A 20,295-nucleotide genomic window follows, 5' to 3' on the forward strand; every position below is an offset into this window, starting at 1 on the left:
GCTTACGCCTTGTCTTTCTCGGCCTCGGGGGTCACGTCCTTGGCCGCTTCGGCAGCGTCCTGCTCCAGCTCCTTGCTGCCTTCGTTGATGCCCTTCTTGAACGAGGTGATGCCCTTGCCGACCTCGCCCATCAGCGAGGAAATCTTGCCGCGGCCGAACAGGACCAGAACCACGACAGCGATGAGCAGAAGGCCAGGCAGGCCGATGTTGTTGAGCATGAGAGTCTCTCCTTACGTGATCCGGCGCGGATTGGCGGCGCCGGTGGAATTATTCGCTACGGGTTTAGCGCGGGGGCGGCTTTGAGCGAAAGCAACTCCGCGCGCAGAATGCGCCTGCAAGCGGCGGAAACCGCGTTTTTTGCTGGCGCCCCGCATCCAACTGACAGGTTTATGTCAGTTGCAAGGCGGTAAATCCACCCCATCACACGAACAAAGGAGAAACGTGATGAGCAAACATGCCGCCGAGATCGTGACCTTCAAGCTGGCCGAAGGGGTGAGTCCCGCGGATTTCACGGCCCTGATGCAGCGCACCGAAGGTTTCGTGCGCGCCCAGGACGGCTTTGTCACCCGCCAGCTGAGCCAGGGCGAGGACGGCAAATGGACCGACTATGTGGTCTGGAAGGACATGGCGACGGCGCAGAAGGTGGCGCAGGAGTTCATGCAGCAGGACTTCGCGCCGGAAGTGATGGCGGCCATTGCGCCGGACAGCGCCAGCATGCGCCATGAAGAGGTGCAGTGGGGCATGGCGCCCTAAGCACCGCAGGCTGCGCCCTCAGGCCTGCAGGCCGGGCGCAGCCCTTGACCTCCCCACTCCCCCGCGCGAAGGCTTAGCCCATGCGCCGCACCGACCGCCTTTTCGAAATCATCCAGATCCTGCGCGACGGGAAACTGCACCGCGCCCAGGACATTGCCGAACGGCTGGAGGTTTCCACCCGCACCATCTACCGCGACATGGACACGCTGGTGGCCTCCGGCGTGCCGGTGGAGGGGGAGCGCGGCGTCGGCTACTTGGTGCGCGAGCAGATCAGCCTGCCGCCGCTGACCCTGACGCCGGAGGAGCTGGAGGCGCTGAACCTCGGCATGGCGATCGTGGCCGAGGCCGCCGACCCGGACCTGAAAGCCGCGGCCCTGTCGCTGGCGGCCAAGGTGGATGCGGTGCTGCCGGAGCAGACCATTGCCGAGGCCGATGCCTGGAAATTTGCGGTCTACCCTTTTTCGGATGCGGCGCGTGCCCTTGCCCACATGCCCGCGCTGCGGGCCGCGATCAAAGCCCGGCAGAAACTCCAGCTCAGCTACCGGCGCATCGACGGCACCCTGACAGAGCGGAAAATCCGCCCGTTGCATATGGAATACTGGGGCCGGGTCTGGACCCTCACCGCCTGGTGCGAAACCCGCGAGGCCTTCCGGGTGTTCCGGGTCGACCTGATCGAGGATGCCTCTGCCCTGCCCGAGCTGTTCGTCGATGAACCCGGCAAGCGTTTGCAGGACTACGATCCTTACGGAAGCTGAACCGCCCTACTTCTTTGCCAAAATACTCCGGGGGAGCCGCCGCAGGCGGCGGGGGCAGCGCCCCCTAGCCCAGCTCAAATGAGGTGACCCCGAAAATCAGATCCGTCTCCAGCTGCGGCGCAGGCCCGCGGTACATCCGGGCGGTCTCAAACACCGGTTCCAGCCCCAGTCCGCGCGCCAGTTCCACCGCTGCGGCATGGGGCTCCGGCACATCCAGAAACACTTCCTGCCCTTCCGGCACTTCCTTCAGCAGCCGCACCAGCACCGCCTCCGCCGCCGGGCGGGACACGGCAACAAGCGGACCGATCTTACAGCCGCTGCCGCAGGGGCGCAGGGTGCCGAAACCACTCAGCCTGCCATCCTGATGCGCAGCGAATGAGATATGCCCCTCTGCCCCCAGCCACTGCTGCCAGAAGCCACGGCGCGGCGCCGGAAAGACGCGGGCGTCCAAGACCTCCAGCTCCGCCGCGGGGGCAGTCAGCGCTGTCAGCTCATAGTCCTCAGAAGCCTCCGGCCCGCCGGACGGCACCCCGCCAAAACGGATATTGCGGTATGCCAGTTCAAATCCCGAGCGGCGGTAGTTCGCTTGCTGGTCCACCACGCCGTCAAGGCCGACAACCCGGCTCCCGGCATGCTCCAGCGCCTTTTGCCACAGCGCATAGCCATAACCCTGGCCGCGATGCTCCGACACCACGATGTAGAAGCCGAGGAAGGAGAACGCCTCGCCGTAGTTCACCACCGAGATGCAGGCGATCATCTGCCCGTCCAGAAACCCGCCCCAAAAGCCCTGCGGGTCCACGCTCGCAAAACAGGCGGCATCCTGCGGACCGGGATTCCAGCCTTCCCGCGCGGCCCAGTCCACCGCGGTCTGGATTTCCGCGCCCGCCAGCGGCCTGATCTGATAGCTGCCCTGCATCTGCACCTCCCGTTTCCATAGGCGCAGAATGCCCGCTAAAGCTTAGGCAGGAAAGACAAAACAGCGGTTGCGGCGCACCGTCAACCACATCACCCGGCCGGGCTCCGGCAGGAACACGTTGGGCACCGTGGCCTTGAGGACAGAGCCATCGAAGTCCATCCGGAATTCCACCAGGCTCTCGCTGCCGAGGAAGCGCGCGCGCTCCACAGTCGCACGGGCAGCAACGCCGTCGCTGGGGGTCGGAAGCGGCCCCTTGCCGCCGCGGTCGAAGTCGATGCGCAGGTGCTGCGGCCGGAACACGATCTCAACCGCGGTGCCGTCCGCCACACCCGGCGCCAGGAACTCGCCAAAGGCAGTATTGGCCAGCGCGCCGTTCACCTCGGCCTTCAGCACGTTGACGTCGCTGAAAAACGCCACTGCGGCCTTGTCCACCGGGTGGGTATAGACGTTGTAGGGCGCGCCCTGCTGCACGATCCGGCCGCCGCGCATCAGCGCGATCTCATCGGCCATCCGCATCGCCTCTTCCGGCTCATGGGTGACAAGCAGAACCGCGGTGTCCTCTTCCTTCAGCAGGCTCAGCGTCTCGTCGCGGATGCCGTCGCGCAGCCGGTTGTCGAGGCCGGAGAACGGCTCATCCATCAGCATGATCCGCGGCCTGGGCGCTATGGCGCGGGCCAGCGCCACCCGCTGCTGCTCCCCGCCCGACAGCTGGTGCGGATAGCCGTCGATGAAGCGCTTCAGCGACACCCGGTTCAAAAGCTCCTCGACCCGCGCGCGTTTCTCGTCCTTGCTGCCTTTCAGGCCGAAGCCGACGTTGTCGGCGACGCTCAGGTGCGGGAACAGGGCGAAATCCTGGAACATCAGCCCGATCTCTCGCCGCTCCGGCGGCACCCGGAACACGGTGTCGCAGATCAGCTTGCCATCGACATAGATCTCGCCGCTGTCCTGCATTTCCACCCCGGCGATCATCCGCAGCGTCGTGGATTTGCCGCAGCCGGACGGGCCAAGCAGGCAGGTCACCTGCCCCGCCTGGATCTGCAGCGAGACATCGTCGACCACCGAGCGCCCTTCGAAGAAGCGCCGGATATTGCGGATTTCCAGCCGCGGCGGGGCGATCGTGCGGCTGATGCCGGCAGGGGCAGTGTTCATGGGGCCTCGGGCTGTTTCCGATAAAAACGCTTGGGGTCTCGACGGGATAGCAACCCAGCGGCAGGGCCGCAAGCGGTCAGGAATACAGCAATCAGAAACCGCAGCCCCGCAGAACGATGAGGACAGCGTCCGGCCCGGCGGGGCAGGAAGCGAAGCGTCCGGCCCGGCGGGGCAGGAAGCGAAGCGTCCGGCCCGGCGGGGCAGGAAGCGAAGCGCCCGCCCCGTGGGGGACGGGACGGGCGCTGTCCGGCCTTTCGGCCGGACGGGACCAAAACCAAAAGCCCTTCCTCAACAGCACCCAGGCGCGGCACCGTCCTGTTCCAGCCCGTTGAAGGGCGAGTTGCCGCCGCAGCCCGCGAAGATCCCGTAGTGGGTATCGAAATTTCCAATGAACTCGAAATGCGGCGCAAGGCGGGTGTCCTGCAGCATCATCCAGGTATTGCCGCAGACCGGGAACACCTTGCCCGCCTCGATCACGTGATGATCATCCAGCGCGAACACATGCGGCGCGTGTTCGATAGTGCCCTTGTAGATCACCGCCTGGCCGTAATCCTCACAGGCGGGCTCCAGCGCAGGCAATTTGAACAGCCGGTAGGTGGCCGACAGGAACTTCAGCGGCTGCACCCGTTTCTCCAGCACCGGGTTCTCGATGGTCAGGAGGCGCGAGGTCACCATCCGCGGGTCCTTGAACCCGGACTCCTTGGCAATGGTCAGGAAGTCGTTCCAGTAAAGCGCGCCGGACAGGCATTCACCGTACAGCACCTCATCCTCCGCCATCGCCTTGGGCACCCGCCGGTCAGCATAAACGTCGGAGAAATACATCTCCCCGCCCTCCTTCAGCAGATGATGCGCGCCGCGCAGCACCGCCCCCTTGTCGGTGGCCAGGTTGATCACGCAGTTGGAGACGATGATGTCAAAGGAGGCCGGCTCCAGGTCCAGCTCCTCCAGCGTCTCGATATAGCCGTGGTGAAACTCGACGTTGGACTTGGCATAGCCGAATGCCTCAGCATGGTAGTCCTGATGGCGGCGCGCCACCTCCAGCTGGGCGGGTGTCATATCGACGCCCACCACCTTGCCATGCTCACCCACCAGCGCCGACAGCGCATAGACATCCCGGCCCGCACCGCAGCCCAAGTCGAGTATGCGCGCGCCTTCCAGCGCCTCCGGAGCAATCAGGCCGCAGCCGTAGTAGCGGGTCAGCACCTCGTCATGGATTTTCGAAAGCACCGCCTTCACATGATCCGGCATGTCGTCCGGCGTGCAGCAGGCGTTGGTCTGGAGGTCGTCGCTGCCCTGCAGCACCTCGCCGTAATAGGTCTGCACGTTTTCATGTTTCATGGGGGCGCCTTTCCTGATGGTTCCGGACCATCGGGATAGCGGCAGCCAGGCACCCGGGCAATCGGGGCGGTGGGGTGTCTGACGCAACTGTGATGGCACGTGCGGACAAGTCACTGAGGGCAGCGCCCGTCCCGCCGGGGCAGGAAGCAAAGCGCCCGCCCCGGTGGGGGCGGGACGGGCGCTGCCCGGCCTTCGGCCAGGCGGAACGAACATTCAGTTGCTGGTGGAAATCTCACCCCTCCGGCAGCAGCTCAAACGCCGCCTCGGCCCGCACCCTGCCGTTCACCATCAGCTCAATCCGGTGCGCCCCCGGCACCAGCTTGAACGTCGTGGCGTTGCCCTTCATCTTGTGACGCTTGTCCAATTGCAACAATTTGCCTGAAATTTTCGATTGCTTCAGTTTGAACACCTTGGCGGACACCTTTCCGCCAGGCCGCTGGAAATGCAGGATATAATCTACCAGAACCGGCGACCCCGCCTGCCCCTCCAGTTGCGCGGAGAATTCCAGCGCATCACCGATCCGAACATTCTGCGACTTCAGCACGATTTCGGCGCCAAGCTCCAGATCCGGATCGAACCCCAGCATCTTCATCGCCCGCGGGTGCCCCGCCTTGACCAGCCCGCGCAGCGCATGGGACGTCATCCAATCCAGTTCCTTGGCCGCTTGCGCCCCGGCTGCCTGCCAGTGCTCCAGCCGGTCCATCACCAGATCCGGATCCTTCTTGGCGATGTCGTTCAGGTGGTTGGCAATTGACCGGGTGACATAGCGGGTGGGGTCGGAATGCAGGCGGTCCAGCAGCGGCAGCGGCTCATCCAGCCGCAATCCTACCGCCTCGCCCCAGGGCAGACGCGGCCGGGTGCCTTCGCTGACCAGACGGCGGACGTGATAGCTGGAGTGGCTGGCCCACACCTCCATCCGCGCCAGAACTTCCGCAGGCCATCGGTTCAGGAAGGGGCGGATCGCCCATTCCATCGAAAACCGCTGTGTGATCTCCTCCAGCAGGTCCAGCGACAGTTCCGGATGCGCCCCGATGCCCCTGGCGGCCACATACTCCCCCAAAGGCGCATAGATGAAGTCGCCGAAGTCATCGTCGGTCTTGGACGGGTCCAGCGGTGGCGGCAGTGCCTTCAGCAGCACCGGCGCGGCATCGGGCAGATCCGCCGGTAGATTATCCGCCAGCACATCCGCAATCAGCGTCATCCGCTGCTTCAGCTCCAGCGCCGGCAAATCCGCCATCACCCGGACCTCGAACCCTTCGGCATCAAACCCCGCGTCCGCGGCTGCGAACAGGCCCGCCAGATAGCGGACCTTACCCCGGTTAAACAACTGGTCCTTCAGGGAAAACCCGCCATCCATCTGCGCCGCCCCTGCTCACATCGTGGTGTTGGTGGCGCCGCCGTCCAGCAGGATGTTCTGCCCGACGATGAAGCCCGCATGCTGCGAGCACAGGAAGGCGCAGGCGGCCCCGAACTCCTGACGGGTGCCGTAACGGCCCGCGGGAATGGTGGCAAACCGCTGCTTCTGCGCTTCTTCCGGCGTGATTCCCTGCGCCTTGGCCGCGCCGCCGTCCAGCGCCACGGCGCGGTCGGTGGCGTGGATGCCCGGCTGCAGGTTGTTGATGGTGACGCCCTGGCCCGCCACCTGCCGCGCGGTGCCCGCGACATAGCCCGTCAGGCCTGCGCGCGCCGCGTTCGACAGCCCCAGCACCGGGATCGGCGATTTGACGGAAACGGAGGTGATATTGACCACCCGGCCCCAGCCGCGGTCCATCATCACCGGCAGCAGCGCCTTCATCAGCGCAATCGGCGCCAGCATGTTGGCGTCCAGCGCCTTGATGAAATCCTCGCGGTCCCAGTCGGTCCACAGGCCCGGCGGCGGGCCGCCGGCGTTGGTGACCAGGATATCGACGCCCTGGGCGGCATCCAGCACCTGTTTCTGGCCTTCCGGCGTGGCCACATCTGCGGCCACCGTCACCACATCAACGCCATACTGGTCGCGGATGGCCTGCGCGGAGGCCTCCAGCGCCTCAGCACCGCGGGCGTTCATCACCAGATTGACGCCCGCCTCCGCCAGCGCCTCGGCGCAGCCCAGGCCCAGCCCCTTGCTGCTGGCGCAGACCAGCGCGCGCTTGCCCGAAATACCCAGATCCATTGTTGTCCTCCCTCGGGAATCTTCACCGTTTGCCGGAGCTTGCACCGCCCGCCTGGCAAAGGCCAGACCCGCCCGGTGCCTGACGCAATCGTGATGCTGCCGGAAAATCTGCCCCGTTCCACCGCCATTGTGCCACATTCCGCAGGCAAATCTATTGGACAGCGCCCCCCGCGCAATCTCATATGGACCGAAACAGACCCGCAGATGGGACAGACAGTGACCGCCAGCCTCTCTTCCGTTCAGGCCTACCCGGCCGAGCGTTTCCGCGTGGAATACGGTGCCAATGCGGGCGACCCCCTTGGCGTGCTCGAGGATCTGGTGCTGGACGACATCTATCTGCTGGACAGCCCGGCCCCGCCGCAGCGCCTGGCCATCGCCGCCCATCACGACGGCAGTTTCACCGTTGCGGACGACAGCGCCATCGGCACACCCGGCGCGGTGCTGCATCTGGACGGCCTCGTCACCCTGATGCCCGACCGCGGCCCCAACACCGAGATCCTGGTGATGGTGGAGGCCGACGGCGAGGGCTATATCGCCGCCATCTACCTGGTGCCGCTGGCGCCCTTGCAGCCGCAGATGCCCTACACGCTGGTCAAGGCCGAGCGCGAGCAGGCCCGGCGCAAGCTGGCGCAATCGGCCTGCGTCTCCTTCACCCGCGGCACCCGCATCACCCTGTCCACCGGCGAGCAGCGCGCGATCGAGGACATGCGCGCCGGCGACCGGGTGCTGACCCGCGACGACGGCATCCAGGAGGTGCGCTGGGTCGGCCAGTCCACCCTGCGTGCAGTGGGCGACCTAGCCCCGATCCTGATCCGCAAAGGCGCCCTGAACAATTCAAACGACCTGATCGTCAGCCCCAGCCACCGGCTGATGGTCTACCAGCGCCGCGACGAGATCGGCGCCGGCGCGCCGGAACTGCTGGTGCGCGCCCGCGATCTGGTCAACGGCGGCAGCGTGGTGGTGCTGGACGGCGGCTTCACCGATTACTTCCAGATCCTGTTCGACCAGCACCACATCATCTACGCCGAGGGCATCGCGGCCGAAAGCACCTTCCTCGATCCGGTCACCCGGCAGGTGCTGCCCGAGGATTTCTGGACCGCCCGCCCCGGCACCCTGCCCGCAACGCACACGCGCGGCGCCCACGGGCTGGACGTGAGCCGGTCGCTGCTGGACCGGCCGGACGCTGTGCGGCTGCTCAAACGGGCCTCGCTGCGCTGACCCGCGCCCGCGGGCAATACCGTTTTCCTTTAACCTCAACCGGTTGCAGGGATACGGGCAATTTGCTGCCAATTGCACCTGCATTTAGTGGTTTCAAACTGACTCCCACACCAGATCCTGCTACGCTGCAGCCAACAATAAGAGAGCAGTATGATCAGGCACATCTTCCTCACCTTGGGGCTCATGCTATTGGCGTGGCCGGCTGCGGCGCAGAAAGCAGGCGTCGGCGCATGGGAAAACTCCAGCCACAGCATCCTGTCCTGGATCGAGGACACCCCCGGCCTTGGCTGGTACTACAACTGGCGCCCGGACCAGATGTACCACAAGGGCCGCCAGAGCCGCTCTGTCGAGTTCGTCCCGATGATCCATGGCGCCCGCGATGTGAACAAGCGCATCCGCTCGGACCAAAAGGTCACCGCACTCTTGGGCTTTAACGAGCCGGACGGGCACACCGGCGGCCATCAGGCCGGGATGAGCGTGCAGCAGGCCGTGAAGCTGTGGCCGAAACTGGAACGCCACGGGCTGCGCCTGGGCAGCCCGGCCACCACCCAATCGGGCACATTGGGGACCAACTCCTGGCTGCGCCGCTTCATGGATCAGGCCGAGGCCAAGGGGCTGCGCGTCGATTTCATGGCTGTGCACTACTATTCCGCGGACGGCAACGTGAAGGAGTTCGAGCGCTGGCTGCGCGCCGTTCACCGCGAGTACGGCCGCCCCGTCTGGGTGACTGAATTCGCCCATATCGACTGGAACCGCCCAGCCGCCGCCAGCCACGCGCAGAACGCGGCCTTTGCCCGCAAGGCGATTGCGATGATGGAGCGCCTGCCCTTTGTCGAGCGCCACGCCTGGTTCGCCGCCAACCCCTACCCCTGGCAGGGCCGCGCCCCCCAGATCAATCTGCTGCGCGACGACCTGACCCCGACCCCCGCGGGCGGCGCCTTTGCCCGGGCCGTCAGCCGTGCCGCCGGCCTGCAGGTGGCCAGCAACTGAACCGGGCCCGCGCGGCCCCTACCGCGGTTTCCTCCCACCCTTCCGGAACAAAAGTCACAGACCTGACCGCCGCTGGGGCGGGGCAGCGCTCTTTTCCCTTGAAATGAGCCCCACCCCAAATGAGACTATTAATCTGTTGTTAATCCCGCAAAAGCAGAATGAACCAGGCGCGCAAAGGACCGTGACTTCATGCCGGAACATTACCCCAGATTGGACGGCTGGCGCCGCTTCATCCGGAACAGCCACCTGTCCCTGATCCATGCTCTGGTCATTGGCCTGTCGCTGATGATGACCGTGGGCGCCTGGTACTATGCCAGCGTGCAGACAGAAACCCGCATCGAAAACGCCTTCAAGGCCGCCCGGGATCAGGCCGTCGGCCTGATATCCGCGCGCATGGCCAAATACGAGGACGCGCTGTGGGCCGGCGTCTCCGCCGTCCAGTCCCACGGCGGCGACATGACCTATCAGCAATGGAAGGCCTTCGCGCACTCGCTGCGCGTGGACGCGCGTTATCCCGGGATCAACGGCATCGGCATCATTCATCATGTCGGACCCTCCCAGTTTGACAGCTATTTGCAGACCCGGCGCCAGGAGCGGCCCGGGTTTTCCGTCTACCCGGAGCACGGCAACAGCATTTACCTGCCGATCTCCTTCATTGAGCCGGAGGACATCAATGCTGCGGCCGTCGGCCTGGATGTCGCGCATGAGGTCAACCGCCGGGAGGCCGCCCTGGCCAGCAGCGCAACCGGCGAAGCCCGGATCACCGGCCCGATCGTGCTGGTGCAGGACAAGGGCAGCACCGCAGGCTTCCTGTTTTATGCGCCTTTCTATTCAGGCGGCGGTGCCGGCAGCCGCAACGAACGGCAACAAAGCTTTGACGGCATGGTCTATGCGCCTTTCGTGGTCCGCAAGCTGATGGCCGGGCTGCTGTCCAAGGACCTCAGGAACGTGCGGTTCAGCATCAGCGACGGCGGCGAGCAGATCTATGACGAGCATGATCCGGCAGATCCCCAGTTCGACCCCGACCCCAGGTTCGCCGAAACGGTCGAGCTGGAGATTTACGGCCGGACCTGGACCCTTGAGTTCCGCACCACCCTCGGCTTCCGGCAGGCGCATTCCTATACGCAGCCGGCGCTGATCCTGATCGCCGGGCTGGTGATCGAGGTGCTTGTGATTTCGCTACTGTTCCTGATGGCCCGCTCCAGCCAGCGCGCCAGGGACTATGCGGCACGGGTCACAGCCGACCTGAAAGAAAAGACCAGGAAACTGGAAAGGGCCAACGAGGAGCTGGAGAAGTTTGTCTATATCACCTCGCACGACCTGAAAACGCCGGTACGCGGCATCGGCGCGCTCACCGAGATGATCCAGGAGGACCTGGAGGACTACTTCAACTCCGCGGATGCGGACCCCGAAGTGGCTGCCAACCTGCAGCGGATCGCCGAACGGGTGTGCCGGATGAATGACCTGACCCAGGGGGTGATGGAATACTCCCGCATCGGCAAACTTGCGGCTGAGGACAAGCCGCTATGCCTGGCTGACGCGGTGGCAACGCTCCGGTCTGATTTCGGCCTGTCCGAAAGCCAGCTGGAGCTGAGCGGCAACGTGACCCATATTGCCACGGACACGTTCAACTTTGCCCGTGTGCTGGAAAACCTGGTGGGCAATGCGATCAAGTACCACCCCGATCCGGACCGCGCGGAGATAACCGTCAGGGTGGCGGATGCGGGCGGCCGTTATGACATTTCGGTCCGGGACAACGGCGGCGGCATCGCGCCGGAACACCACAGCCGGATCTTCGAGGTCTTTCAGACCCTGCGGCGCGCGGGGGAGCCGGAAAGCACAGGCATTGGCCTCGCCATCGTCAAGAAAGCGGTGGAACAGCACGGATTTAAGGTGACCGTGCAGTCTGAGGTTGGACATGGCGCCGATTTCAGGTTTAGCTGGCCTGGCCAGGGGCAGGCAGCCCCGGCAGCACATCAAGACAAAGCTGCCTGACGTGGAGAACGCTGAATGAATATCCTTCTGGTCGAGGACAATGACGTGGATGCGCTCATTCTGGAGCGTATCCTGAAAAAGCAGTCCCCGTCGGCCAGGATCACGCGGGCCTGCGACGGCCAGGAAGCGCTGGAGATCCTCACCACCGAACGCGCGCGGGATCTGCCGCGGCCTTTCTTCATCCTGCTGGACATCAACATGCCGCGCATGAACGGCCATGAATTCCTGGATGAGCTTCGGGCCAGGGAGGAGATTTCCGGTAACATCGTCTACATGTTCACCACCTCCGACAATCCCAGGGACATCGACCGCGCCTACCACCGCAACGTCAGCGGCTACATCGTGAAGCCAAGCTCCTCCTCGGGCACCAAACAGGTGCTGAGCGCGCTGCAGGAGATGTGGGAGATCTGCACCCCGCCCCTGTGCGCCAGCGCCTGACCGGGCGCCGCCCGGCGGCTGACCCATCCGCCCGGGATCAGCGGAACTGCACCTCGCTGATCGCGGTATCCCGGTACTTGGTGCCGTAATAGACGCCGCTCAGCGTGAGGGTGATCCAGGTGACCTGCCCCAGCGGCGGCAGGCGCAGCTCCTGCAGCCCGTCCCGGTCCTCCAGCACCGCCTCTCCGCGGAAGCCCGCCGAGGTCTGAACGATCAGCGACCGCACCCGGCCGTTTTTCAGGAAAATGTCCCGGTTTTTGCCATAGCCGTTTGCAACCAGCACCCGGCTCACCTGCTGCGGCCCGGCGAAGGCAAAGCGCAGCACCTCCCCCTCGCCGTCATCCGCCCGCCCCTCGACCCAGGCGGTTCGGGCGCTGCCGTCCGACAGCATCGCGCCCGAGTAGGCATTGCGCCCCTGCGGCGCCAGGTGGGAGGACACGCACAGTTCCGCCGGAACCGCCCCGAACCGCCCCCGGTGGCAGGCATAGGCCGGCGTTGCCGGCAGCGGCAGATGCCGCTGCGGCTGCGGCGCCGGCGCCTCCAGCCCCGCCAGCGCCTCCAGTGCCAGGATGACATAGAAATCCTCCGGGCGGTCCCGGTGGGCGTCGACAAAGGCCTGCCAGGCGGCCCTGGTGCCGATCCGTTCCGCCAGCCGGTACTGCTGGCCGATATCATCCGCAGAGGGCGCGGCGCTGCCCGCCGGCTGCGCCGCAGCCGCCGGGCGGGCGTGGAAATAGAAATCGCCGGTGATCGAGCTGGTCTCCCACGGCACCTGCCGCTCCTGGGTCACCGCCAGCACCTCGCTGCGGGCCGCCTTGAACACCGCCTCGATGGTGCGCCCGCCGCCGGCGGAGATCGCCCCGGCCAGCGCCTTGGTATAGGGCGAGTTGGCGCCGCTGCCGTCCAGCGCCACGTCGCCCGGCGCGGTGGCATAGGCGATCAGCGTGCCGCGCGGCGCGTCCACCGGCGCCAGCCCCCGCGCCGCCGAGCGGGCAGAGGCGGCAAAGGGATTGTTGCGGCAGGCATCCAGAATGACGATGTTGATGCTGGCATTCGATGAATTCATCACCCGCAGGAAGCTGTTCACATTGACCGCTTCCAGGTCGATCTCATCCTCGCTGGTGATGGCGGCGCTGACCGGCACCAGGTAGTTCTCGCCGTCCACCTGCACCCCGTGCCCGGCATAATAGAACAGCCCGGCCTCCACCCCCTCGCCGCGCAGCCGCCGCCCGAACCGCAAGAGCGCCTGTTTCATGCCGCCCAGATCCGCATCCAGCAGCGTGGTCACCTCGAACCCCGCCCCCTCCAGCGCCGCGGCCATCACCCGCGCATCATTACCGGGATTGGCCAGCGGCGCGGTATGGGCATAGTTCGAATTGCCCACCACCAGCGCAATCCGCTCCCCCGCCCGGGCCGGTGCAGTGGTAAATGCCAGGAGCGCCAGCACCACTCCTGCCGCCGCGGCCCGGATCAGCCAAATTCGATGCAGCATCCTGCCTCTTTCCCGTGGTTTGCAAACAAGGGCTTGCGGCCATCTAGGCAAAGGCGGCGGGAAAAATCAATTGGGGGGCAAAAGCGGGACCAACCGGCCTCCCGTCGCGAGTACAGCCAATTCGAAGCGGCGCGGCATGCACTGAAGCAGCCGTTTGACGGGCGGGCAGCATAACCGGTCAGCCAGGACGTCCCCATCACCGCGCAACCCGGGAAAATGGTATACTGCAGGCACTGAGTCCTTTCGAATCGAAATTGACCAAGCGCATCCCTGCAGAGCATGACTTTGCAAGGGGTATTCTATTACCACAGATAAATTCATGCAGGTGTGCGCGAACGTCCGTTCCGTTCGTAAAATTTTCATCAGGAGGCCGTCATGAAAACCACATTCCTTCTTTCCTGCACATGCCTGGCGCTGATTGCAGGCGCTGCTGCGGTTTTTGCAGACACTGACGCAATGATTGCCAGCGCCGAAAGCGCTGCCCCGGCTTCGGTAACGGCGGAAGCCACCATCAAGGCCCCGGACGGCACGGTCCTTCGTGCCGGTTCAAACGGCTACACATGCTATCCGCAACAAGAATCTATCGGCCCGATGTGCAACGACGCGACCTGGGATGCGCTGATTTCCGCACTAATGAACAAGCAGGAGTTTTCACCCGATAAACTCAGCGTGTCCTACATGCTCGCGGGCGAAGGAACTGCCATCGGTGTCAGCAACAGCGATCCCTACGCCACCGATCCCGGCAACAGCGACGACTGGGTCAAGGAAGGCCCGCACCTGATGGTGATTGTGTCGGACCAGGCAATGCTTGACGGTCTGTCCACGGATCCGAACGATCCGGTATACGTGATGTGGAAAGACACCCCTTACGCCCATATCATGATAAAGGTTGACCCTGACAAATAGCATCGAGAGCACACACAGCCTGCAGCTCTTTCCCCGCCTGAAACCGGTTGGGGCGTTTGGGCCTTAGGGCACCCATTTCAAAAGAGTTGGCGAAGTAATGCGGCTGCGCGGGCTGTGGGGTTAGCAAGGTGTTTCGCCGCGATGTCGGCAGGTTTTGGCTTTGCCATGAGTGCCAAAGCCTATTGTGTCGACATTCTGTTCATAGTCGCCGCTGTCTTGGATGGCGGAAAGGGCCCGCCTTAGTCCCGGCGCTCGGCAGAGCAATGTCCAATCCGGGATGCAAGCGAATCTTTGCGCCTACCGCATCCGAGGAGGGGGAGTGACGGCAGCAATGGGCTCGAAGCGATCGAAAGCCATGTTCGGTGCGGAAGGTTTCTTTCCAAACGGGACGCAAAATTCACAAAGGGGGACTTTCTACACGCCCCCCCTTTCCCTCCCCTACCCTGCGCCGCTGCAGATCCTGCTGCAGTTCACGGGCGCGCAGGCCAATACGCAGGATGGTATTGTCCTTGTCATGGGCCTGAACATGCCCCGCCAGCAGCGCCAGCCAGTAGATCCGCAGCACGGAGTTGATGCGGCGGCTGTAGTTCGGGCCCAGTTTGCGGAACCATCGCACCATGTCCGCATCCAGCCGGATCGTCACCCGGGTCTTCGGCTTGTCGATCCGCTCCCAGCTCAGGATGCCGTCCCAGTCATCCGGAAGGCTCTTGTCCAGCCAATCCCGGCGCAGATTTTGCTGCAACTCATCAAGTTCCAGCTGCATTTCATTGTCATAGTATCGCTTGCTGGGCATCGCTCTCTCCCGTGGCGGCGGCGGTTTGAGGCGCGGGGCGGCACCCCCGCGCTGATACCTACCCTGCCCCGATCCGGTTAATTCCGTCCCAGCGGTGCGTACGGTGCTTGCGCAACACCCGCGGCGGGCCTCTGCCCCCGCCATCCGGCATCAGGGGGTGCACAGGGGGTGCACAGGCGGTGCACGCATGCCACCCCCCCTTTTGCGGCCTATCTGCCCTGCCGCAGGATCCGGGCCAGCAGCTCATTCTTGCGGAAGGGCTTGGACAGGAAATCATTCATTCCGGCCGCCAGGCAGGCCTCGACATCGCTGGGCTGGGCATTGGCGGTCAGCGCGACGATGGGGCATTCCGGCAGCCCGGCCTCCCGTTCATGCGCGCGGATCCGGCGGGTGGCGTCCAGCCCGCCCAGAACCGGCATCGACAGATCCATCAGGATCAGATCCGCGCCCTCGGACTCAAACAGCTCCACCGCGATCTGGCCGGTTCCCGCAAACCTCAAATCGGCGCCGGTGGATTTCAGCATTTTCCGGACCAGCAGCTGATTTGTCCTGTTGTCCTCGGCCACCAGGATGCGCATTCCATTCAGCGCCTCAGGCGGCAGCTCCGGGACCGCCATGCCGGGCGGGGTGGCCAGCGCCCGCCTGCTGTCCTGAAACTGCGCCATGTCCGGGCCATCCGGCGAAGCTTCTCCCGCCTGCGGCAGGTTCAGGCCAACTGTGAACACCGACCCTTCTCCGAGCACCGAAGAGGCCGTGACCGTGCCCCCCATCCGCTCCACCAGGGCGCGGGTAATGGCCAGTCCCAGACCGGTGCCCTCGATCACGCGGGCCGCCTTCCGGTCGACCTGTTCGAAGGCGGAGAAGATCCATTTCATTTGCGATGGCTCGATCCCGATGCCGGAGTCGGAGACCTGAATGCGCAGGGGCAATTGGGCAGCCCGGGGATCATAAGCGGCACTGACGGTGACATGGCCGTCTTCCGTGAACTTGACCGCATTCCCCAGCAGGTTCATCAGGATCTGACGGATCTTGCTCGCGTCGCCCACAAATTCATGCGGCACCTCCTCGGGATACTCGGTGCGCAGGTCGATCCCCTTGTAGGCAGCTCTGGCCCACAGCAGGGTTCCCACGTCCTGGATCACATCGCGCAATGAAAACGGCGCATCGTGCAGCGAGATCTTGTCAGCTTGGATCTTGGAGAAATCGAGCACGTCATTGATGACGGTCAGCAAGGCGGTTGCGGAGTTGAAGATGGTGTCGGCAAACAGCTGCTGCTGTTCATCCAGGTCCGTCTCCTTCAGCAGTTCGCACATGCCGATGATGCCGTTCATCGGCGTCCGGATTTCATGGCTCATGTTGGCCAGAAACCGTTCCTTGGCCTGGCTGGCCTCCTCGGCCTTGTCCAGCGCCATCCGGGTCAGTTCCAGTGCTTCATCGCGTTCCCGTTCAGTCGTGACGTCAGTCGAAGACCCGACGAGATAGGTCAGCCGCCCCGCTTCATTGAACACAGGACGGAGCGTGGTACTGAGGTATTTTTCCCTGTTCTGGGTTGGAAGGACAATATCGTAGGTTGCTTCCTTGCCGCTGCTGATGACCGCCAGATGGTGGTTCAAGGCACGGCGGCCGGTTGCCCCGCCATAGAGTTCAAGCGCAGTCTTGCCTGCATAATCGCTGCGCTGGAACTTGGTGAACTCACGCGACTTGGTGTTCATGGCGACGTAGCGCGGCAGCCCGTCTTCGCCCACCTTTAGAACGATCACCGCCAGCTCGACAGCATCAAGAACTCCGAAATGATCTGCAAATTCATCCTGCTGCACGTATTGTTCCTGAAACGGGAGAGCCAATTGAAATCCTGTAACACACGGTTGCCGCGCAAGTGTTACAGGAAAAGCGTTAGCGAATTATAGGCAAAACATTCTATGTCTTTGCGGAATGCCCTTGCAATGCAGGCCCCCGGCGCTCCGTTTTCCTTGCCTCTGACGCGGTTTGTGGCTACAGCCACCCGCATGTTGGACACCGCTGCAAACCGCCCCGAACTGCCCGCCGAAATTGCGCGGCGCCGGACTTTTGCGATCATCTCGCACCCGGACGCCGGCAAGACCACGCTGACTGAAAAGTTCCTGCTTTACGGCGGTGCGATTCAGATGGCCGGCCAGGTGCGCGCCAAGGGCGAGGCGCGGCGCACGCGCTCCGACTTCATGCAGATGGAAAAGGATCGCGGGATTTCTGTGTCGGCGTCCGCAATGTCCTTTGATTTCAGCGGCTTCCGCTTCAACCTGGTGGACACGCCGGGCCACTCGGACTTCTCCGAAGACACTTACCGCACGCTGACGGCGGTGGATGCGGCGGTGATGGTGATCGACGGCGCAAAAGGTGTGGAAAGCCAGACTCAGAAACTGTTCGAGGTCTGCCGCCTGCGCGACCTGCCGATCCTGACCTTCTGTAACAAAATGGACCGCGAGAGCCGGGACACCTTCGAGATCATCGACGAGATCCAGGAGATGCTGGCGATCGACGTGACCCCGGCCAGCTGGCCCATCGGCGTCGGCCGCGATTTCATCGGCTGCTACGACATGCTGCGCGACCGGCTGGAACTGATGGACCGCGCCGACCGCAACAAGGTGGCGGAAAGCATCGAAATCAATGGCCTGGACGACCCCAAACTGGCCGAGCACGTGCCTGCGCATCTGCTGGACAAACTGCTGGAAGAGGTCGAGATGGCGCGCGAGCTGCTGCCCGCCCTGGACCCGCAGTCGGTGCTCGAGGGCCACATGACCCCGATCTGGTTCGGCTCCGCCATCAACTCCTTCGGCGTCAAGGAGCTGATGGACGGCATCGGCAGCTACGGCCCCGAGCCGCAGCCGCAGTCCGCCGAACCGCGCCAGGTCAGCCCTGAGGAAAAGAAGGTCGCCGGTTTCGTGTTCAAGGTGCAGGCCAACATGGACCCCAAGCACCGCGACCGGGTGGCCTTTGTCCGCATGGCATCGGGCCACTTCAAACGCGGCATGAAACTGACCCATGTGCGCACCAAGAAGCCGATGGCGGTGTCCAACCCGGTGCTGTTCCTGGCCTCCGACCGGGAACTGGCCGAAGAAGCCTGGGCCGGTGACATCATCGGCATCCCGAACCACGGCCAGCTGCGCATCGGCGACACGCTGACCGAGGGCGAGGCGATCCGCGTGACCGGCATCCCGTCCTTTGCGCCGGAACTCTTGCAGGGCGTGCGGGCGGGCGATCCGATGAAGGCCAAGCACCTGGAAAAGGCGCTGATGCAGTTTGCCGAGGAAGGCGCCGCCAAGGTGTTCAAACCCTCGATCGGCTCCGGTTTCATCGTCGGCGTCGTGGGCCAGCTGCAATTCGAAGTGCTCGCCAGCCGCATCGAGATGGAATACGGCCTTCCGGTGCGGTTCGAGGCAAGCCAGTTCACCTCGGCCCGCTGGGTCAGCGGCGACAAGGCAGCGGTGGACAAGTTCATCAACGCCAACAAGCAGCACATCGCCCATGACCACGACGGCGACATCGTCTATCTGACCCGCCTGCAATGGGACATCGACCGGGTGGTGCGTGATTATCCGGACTTGAATCTGACCGCGACCAAGGAAATGATGGTGTAACAGGCCAATTTCTTTAGAAACCGCAGATAATTGAAACCCGCCATGGACTTGGATCACGAAAACTACCCTGGCGGGTTCTATACCCTGATGCGCCGCTTGGAAAAGCGGGAGCGGCCGTTTCACAATCCGCTTGCAGCCCTGCCGCCGGCGGATTGCGATCTGAATGCCCTGCTGGAGCAGCGGATTGCCGAGCTGGCGGATACCCCGGACACGCCCGTGGACCGCTGCAATGCGCTGCACAAGCGCGCGCTGTTTCGCTCGGAATTCGCCGGCCAGCCGGAGCTGTGGGCGCTGCACGCGCTTTGCATTTCAATCCTACGCAGACAGCCACCGCAACCGCAGGCGCGGCAGCTATTCCTGCGTATCTGGACCGAGCACGGCAGCCAATTGGCCGCCGCGCTGCCTGTGCGCTGGATGATTGCCGCCGCAACAACCTTTGCAGATCACGGGGAAACCATCGACCAGCGCCTGGGCGGCCAGGGACTGATGCTGCTGTTCGACTTGATCAAGCTGCACGACAGCGAACGCCGCCAAAGCGGCCGCAAGAACAGCGACGGGTTTCCCAGGCAGCGCGGCGGCCCGAAACCGGATGATCTGGCCTTTGGCATGGTCCCCTACTCGCTGGACCGGGGCGACCTGGATATGAACCTGCTGGCCCGGCTGTGGCGCCATGCCGAGAATGACGCGGTTCTGCGCCCCTTGGGCGTGCAGATGCTGCGGATGGTGATGAGCGACCCGCGCAGCATATTCGGACGCATCCAGCGCTACAAGAACAGGACCGACCGCGATGACGGCTGAGCCAGTGAAGTGGGGCGTGGTCAGCACCATCAAAGCCGATACCCGGGCCATTCTGGATTTTGCCGCCTACCACCTCGACCTGGGCGCCCACCGGCTGCACATCTATCTGGATGAGCCGAACCCGGAGGCCTATGCGCATCTGAAGCCGCACCCCAAGGTGCGGGTCACGATCTGCGACAGCACCTATTGGAAACGGCTCAAGAAATACCGGCCGGTCAAGCACCAGGTCCGCCAGACGCTGAACGCAACCCACGCCTATGAGCGAATTCAGACGGAATGGATCGCACATATTGACGTGGATGAATTCCTGTGGCCGTCCTGCGATCTGGGGCAGATGCTGGCTGCACTGCCGCAGGACGTCCTAAGCGCCCGGGTGCGTCCGCTGGAGGCCTTGGCGGGACGCGAGGGCGAATTCAAGGCGATGATCCCCAAGGGGCCTGGGCGGGAGGCGGAAGTCCGGGCGGTTTACCCGGCCTTTGGCGGTTTTCTGAAAGGCGGGTTCCTGAGCCATACCGCGGGCAAGGTCATAGCAAGAACAGGCCTGCCCAACGCCGAACTGCGGTTTCATAACCTGTTTCAGGAGGGCGGGACCGTTGCTGAAAGCCACGAACTGGTCCGGGCCGACCTGTGCCATTGCCATGCGGCCAGCTGGGAGCATTGGCAATCCGTCTACCGCTACCGCCTTGAGCGCGGCTCCTACCGGCCAGAGCTTGGTCCGGGTTATGCCCGGATCATCGGCGGGCTCAACACGCATGAGCTGCTGTCGCTGATTGAGGAGGAACACGGTGAAAACGGCCTGCGCAGTTTCTTTGACGAAATCAGCGCCAAGGACCCGGCGGTCTACCGCAGGCTGCAGGAGCGCGGCCTTTTGAGGAATCGCCCCCTTGGCCTGGAGGAGAAACGGCAAAAACACTTCCCCGGTTTCGGCTGATTTGTTTCCATTTTGCCGATCCTGGCAACGAAAACCTTGCAAAATCCGGCATTAATT

General features: G+C 64.1%; 19 protein-coding genes. 10 read left to right on the forward strand and 9 right to left on the reverse strand.

Annotated elements, in window-relative coordinates; all coding sequences use genetic code 11:
- Positions 1 to 2: 2 nt before the first annotated feature.
- Entirely contained in the window at positions 3 to 218 is a 216-nt protein-coding gene (locus AB1A62_RS03335) for a twin-arginine translocase TatA/TatE family subunit (protein WP_366659898.1), read from the reverse strand.
- 226 nt (positions 219 to 444) lie between these two features.
- Here AB1A62_RS03335 and AB1A62_RS03340 point away from each other — a divergent pair, with 226 nt between their 5' ends.
- Positions 445 to 753 (forward strand): hypothetical protein, encoded by a 309-nt coding sequence (locus AB1A62_RS03340; RefSeq protein ID WP_366659899.1) that lies wholly within the window; start codon positions 445 to 447, stop codon positions 751 to 753.
- 80 nt (positions 754 to 833) lie between these two features.
- Positions 834 to 1,508, forward strand: a complete 675-nt coding sequence (locus AB1A62_RS03345; protein ID WP_366659900.1) for a YafY family protein — start codon at positions 834 to 836, stop codon at positions 1,506 to 1,508.
- A 64-nt stretch (positions 1,509 to 1,572) separates the two neighbouring features.
- Here AB1A62_RS03345 and AB1A62_RS03350 read toward each other — a convergent pair whose 3' ends face one another.
- From AB1A62_RS03350 to AB1A62_RS03370, 5 genes are all read right to left on the reverse strand, one after another.
- Complete coding sequence (locus AB1A62_RS03350) at positions 1,573 to 2,424, reverse strand: GNAT family N-acetyltransferase (protein ID WP_366659901.1); 852 nt, start codon at positions 2,422 to 2,424, stop codon at positions 1,573 to 1,575.
- A 42-nt stretch (positions 2,425 to 2,466) separates the two neighbouring features.
- Positions 2,467 to 3,573 (reverse strand): ABC transporter ATP-binding protein, encoded by a 1,107-nt coding sequence (locus AB1A62_RS03355; RefSeq protein WP_366659902.1) that lies wholly within the window; start codon positions 3,571 to 3,573, stop codon positions 2,467 to 2,469.
- Positions 3,574 to 3,861: 288 nt separating this feature from the next.
- The gene (locus AB1A62_RS03360; protein ID WP_366659903.1) at positions 3,862 to 4,911 is read right to left on the reverse strand and encodes a methyltransferase domain-containing protein; all 1,050 of its coding nucleotides are present in this window, start codon (positions 4,909 to 4,911) and stop codon (positions 3,862 to 3,864) included.
- A 232-nt stretch (positions 4,912 to 5,143) separates the two neighbouring features.
- Complete coding sequence (locus AB1A62_RS03365) at positions 5,144 to 6,268, reverse strand: hypothetical protein (RefSeq protein ID WP_366659905.1); 1,125 nt, start codon at positions 6,266 to 6,268, stop codon at positions 5,144 to 5,146.
- Positions 6,269 to 6,283: 15 nt separating this feature from the next.
- Positions 6,284 to 7,063 carry an SDR family oxidoreductase gene (locus tag AB1A62_RS03370; protein ID WP_366659907.1) on the reverse strand — a complete coding sequence of 260 codons (780 nt, stop codon included), beginning with the start codon at positions 7,061 to 7,063 and terminating at the stop codon, positions 6,284 to 6,286.
- Positions 7,064 to 7,267: 204 nt separating this feature from the next.
- Between AB1A62_RS03370 and AB1A62_RS03375 the strand changes: the two genes are divergently transcribed.
- From AB1A62_RS03375 to AB1A62_RS03390, 4 genes are all read left to right on the forward strand, one after another.
- Positions 7,268 to 8,281, forward strand: coding sequence for a Hint domain-containing protein (locus tag AB1A62_RS03375; protein WP_366659909.1), 1,014 nt, complete (start codon positions 7,268 to 7,270; stop codon positions 8,279 to 8,281).
- Between the two features lie 150 nt (positions 8,282 to 8,431).
- Positions 8,432 to 9,271, forward strand: coding sequence for a glycosyl hydrolase (locus AB1A62_RS03380; RefSeq protein WP_366659910.1), 840 nt, complete (start codon positions 8,432 to 8,434; stop codon positions 9,269 to 9,271).
- A 189-nt stretch (positions 9,272 to 9,460) separates the two neighbouring features.
- A complete protein-coding gene (locus tag AB1A62_RS03385; protein WP_366659912.1) occupies positions 9,461 to 11,266 on the forward strand; it encodes a CHASE domain-containing protein in 1,806 nt (601 codons plus the stop codon).
- A 15-nt stretch (positions 11,267 to 11,281) separates the two neighbouring features.
- Positions 11,282 to 11,704 carry a response regulator gene (locus AB1A62_RS03390; RefSeq protein ID WP_366659913.1) on the forward strand — a complete coding sequence of 141 codons (423 nt, stop codon included), beginning with the start codon at positions 11,282 to 11,284 and terminating at the stop codon, positions 11,702 to 11,704.
- Between the two features lie 37 nt (positions 11,705 to 11,741).
- Here the strand turns inward: AB1A62_RS03390 and AB1A62_RS03395 are convergent, their stop codons facing one another.
- The gene (locus AB1A62_RS03395) at positions 11,742 to 13,196 is read right to left on the reverse strand and encodes a caspase family protein (RefSeq protein WP_366659915.1); all 1,455 of its coding nucleotides are present in this window, start codon (positions 13,194 to 13,196) and stop codon (positions 11,742 to 11,744) included.
- Positions 13,197 to 13,571: 375 nt separating this feature from the next.
- On the opposite strand from AB1A62_RS03395, the gene AB1A62_RS03400 reads away from it, so the two are divergent.
- On the forward strand, positions 13,572 to 14,102 hold the full coding sequence (locus tag AB1A62_RS03400; RefSeq protein ID WP_366659917.1) for a hypothetical protein: 531 nt from the start codon (positions 13,572 to 13,574) through the stop codon (positions 14,100 to 14,102).
- A gap of 397 nt (positions 14,103 to 14,499) precedes the next feature.
- On the opposite strand, the gene AB1A62_RS03405 is transcribed toward AB1A62_RS03400, so the two are convergent.
- A complete protein-coding gene (locus AB1A62_RS03405; RefSeq protein WP_366659918.1) occupies positions 14,500 to 14,895 on the reverse strand; it encodes a BrnA antitoxin family protein in 396 nt (131 codons plus the stop codon).
- Between the two features lie 209 nt (positions 14,896 to 15,104).
- Positions 15,105 to 16,712, reverse strand: a complete 1,608-nt coding sequence (locus AB1A62_RS03410) for a response regulator (RefSeq protein ID WP_366659920.1) — start codon at positions 16,710 to 16,712, stop codon at positions 15,105 to 15,107.
- A gap of 189 nt (positions 16,713 to 16,901) precedes the next feature.
- Between AB1A62_RS03410 and AB1A62_RS03415 the strand changes: the two genes are divergently transcribed.
- The 3 genes from AB1A62_RS03415 to AB1A62_RS03425 are packed head-to-tail and all read left to right on the forward strand — an operon-like array spanning position 16,902 to position 20,238.
- The gene (locus AB1A62_RS03415) at positions 16,902 to 18,509 is read left to right on the forward strand and encodes a peptide chain release factor 3 (protein ID WP_366659922.1); all 1,608 of its coding nucleotides are present in this window, start codon (positions 16,902 to 16,904) and stop codon (positions 18,507 to 18,509) included.
- A gap of 42 nt (positions 18,510 to 18,551) precedes the next feature.
- A complete protein-coding gene (locus tag AB1A62_RS03420) occupies positions 18,552 to 19,307 on the forward strand; it encodes a hypothetical protein (protein WP_366659923.1) in 756 nt (251 codons plus the stop codon).
- Entirely contained in the window at positions 19,297 to 20,238 is a 942-nt protein-coding gene (locus AB1A62_RS03425) for a glycosyltransferase family 2 protein (RefSeq protein ID WP_366659925.1), read from the forward strand. The genes AB1A62_RS03420 and AB1A62_RS03425 overlap by 11 nt, the downstream gene beginning before the upstream one ends.
- Positions 20,239 to 20,295 lie beyond the last annotated feature (57 nt).

It is taken from the genome of Leisingera sp. JC11, assembly GCF_040704725.1.
In the GTDB taxonomy this organism is placed as follows: domain Bacteria; phylum Pseudomonadota; class Alphaproteobacteria; order Rhodobacterales; family Rhodobacteraceae; genus Leisingera.

What these genes read in the sequence shown, in the direction of transcription:
- AB1A62_RS03335 (WP_366659898.1), bottom strand. Translation starts at nt 218, where the DNA reads ATGCTCAACAACATCGGCCTGCCTGGCCTTCTGCTCATCGCTGTCGTG.
- AB1A62_RS03340 (WP_366659899.1), top strand. Translation starts at nt 445, where the DNA reads ATGAGCAAACATGCCGCCGAGATCGTGACCTTCAAGCTGGCCGAAGGG.
- AB1A62_RS03345 (WP_366659900.1), top strand. Translation starts at nt 834, where the DNA reads ATGCGCCGCACCGACCGCCTTTTCGAAATCATCCAGATCCTGCGCGAC.
- AB1A62_RS03350 (WP_366659901.1), bottom strand. Translation starts at nt 2,424, where the DNA reads ATGCAGGGCAGCTATCAGATCAGGCCGCTGGCGGGCGCGGAAATCCAG.
- AB1A62_RS03355 (WP_366659902.1), bottom strand. Translation starts at nt 3,573, where the DNA reads ATGAACACTGCCCCTGCCGGCATCAGCCGCACGATCGCCCCGCCGCGG.
- AB1A62_RS03360 (WP_366659903.1), bottom strand. Translation starts at nt 4,911, where the DNA reads ATGAAACATGAAAACGTGCAGACCTATTACGGCGAGGTGCTGCAGGGC.
- AB1A62_RS03365 (WP_366659905.1), bottom strand. Translation starts at nt 6,268, where the DNA reads ATGGATGGCGGGTTTTCCCTGAAGGACCAGTTGTTTAACCGGGGTAAG.
- AB1A62_RS03370 (WP_366659907.1), bottom strand. Translation starts at nt 7,063, where the DNA reads ATGGATCTGGGTATTTCGGGCAAGCGCGCGCTGGTCTGCGCCAGCAGC.
- AB1A62_RS03375 (WP_366659909.1), top strand. Translation starts at nt 7,268, where the DNA reads ATGGGACAGACAGTGACCGCCAGCCTCTCTTCCGTTCAGGCCTACCCG.
- AB1A62_RS03380 (WP_366659910.1), top strand. Translation starts at nt 8,432, where the DNA reads ATGATCAGGCACATCTTCCTCACCTTGGGGCTCATGCTATTGGCGTGG.
- AB1A62_RS03385 (WP_366659912.1), top strand. Translation starts at nt 9,461, where the DNA reads ATGCCGGAACATTACCCCAGATTGGACGGCTGGCGCCGCTTCATCCGG.
- AB1A62_RS03390 (WP_366659913.1), top strand. Translation starts at nt 11,282, where the DNA reads ATGAATATCCTTCTGGTCGAGGACAATGACGTGGATGCGCTCATTCTG.
- AB1A62_RS03395 (WP_366659915.1), bottom strand. Translation starts at nt 13,196, where the DNA reads ATGCTGCATCGAATTTGGCTGATCCGGGCCGCGGCGGCAGGAGTGGTG.
- AB1A62_RS03400 (WP_366659917.1), top strand. Translation starts at nt 13,572, where the DNA reads ATGAAAACCACATTCCTTCTTTCCTGCACATGCCTGGCGCTGATTGCA.
- AB1A62_RS03405 (WP_366659918.1), bottom strand. Translation starts at nt 14,895, where the DNA reads ATGCCCAGCAAGCGATACTATGACAATGAAATGCAGCTGGAACTTGAT.
- AB1A62_RS03415 (WP_366659922.1), top strand. Translation starts at nt 16,902, where the DNA reads ATGTTGGACACCGCTGCAAACCGCCCCGAACTGCCCGCCGAAATTGCG.
- AB1A62_RS03420 (WP_366659923.1), top strand. Translation starts at nt 18,552, where the DNA reads ATGGACTTGGATCACGAAAACTACCCTGGCGGGTTCTATACCCTGATG.
- AB1A62_RS03425 (WP_366659925.1), top strand. Translation starts at nt 19,297, where the DNA reads ATGACGGCTGAGCCAGTGAAGTGGGGCGTGGTCAGCACCATCAAAGCC.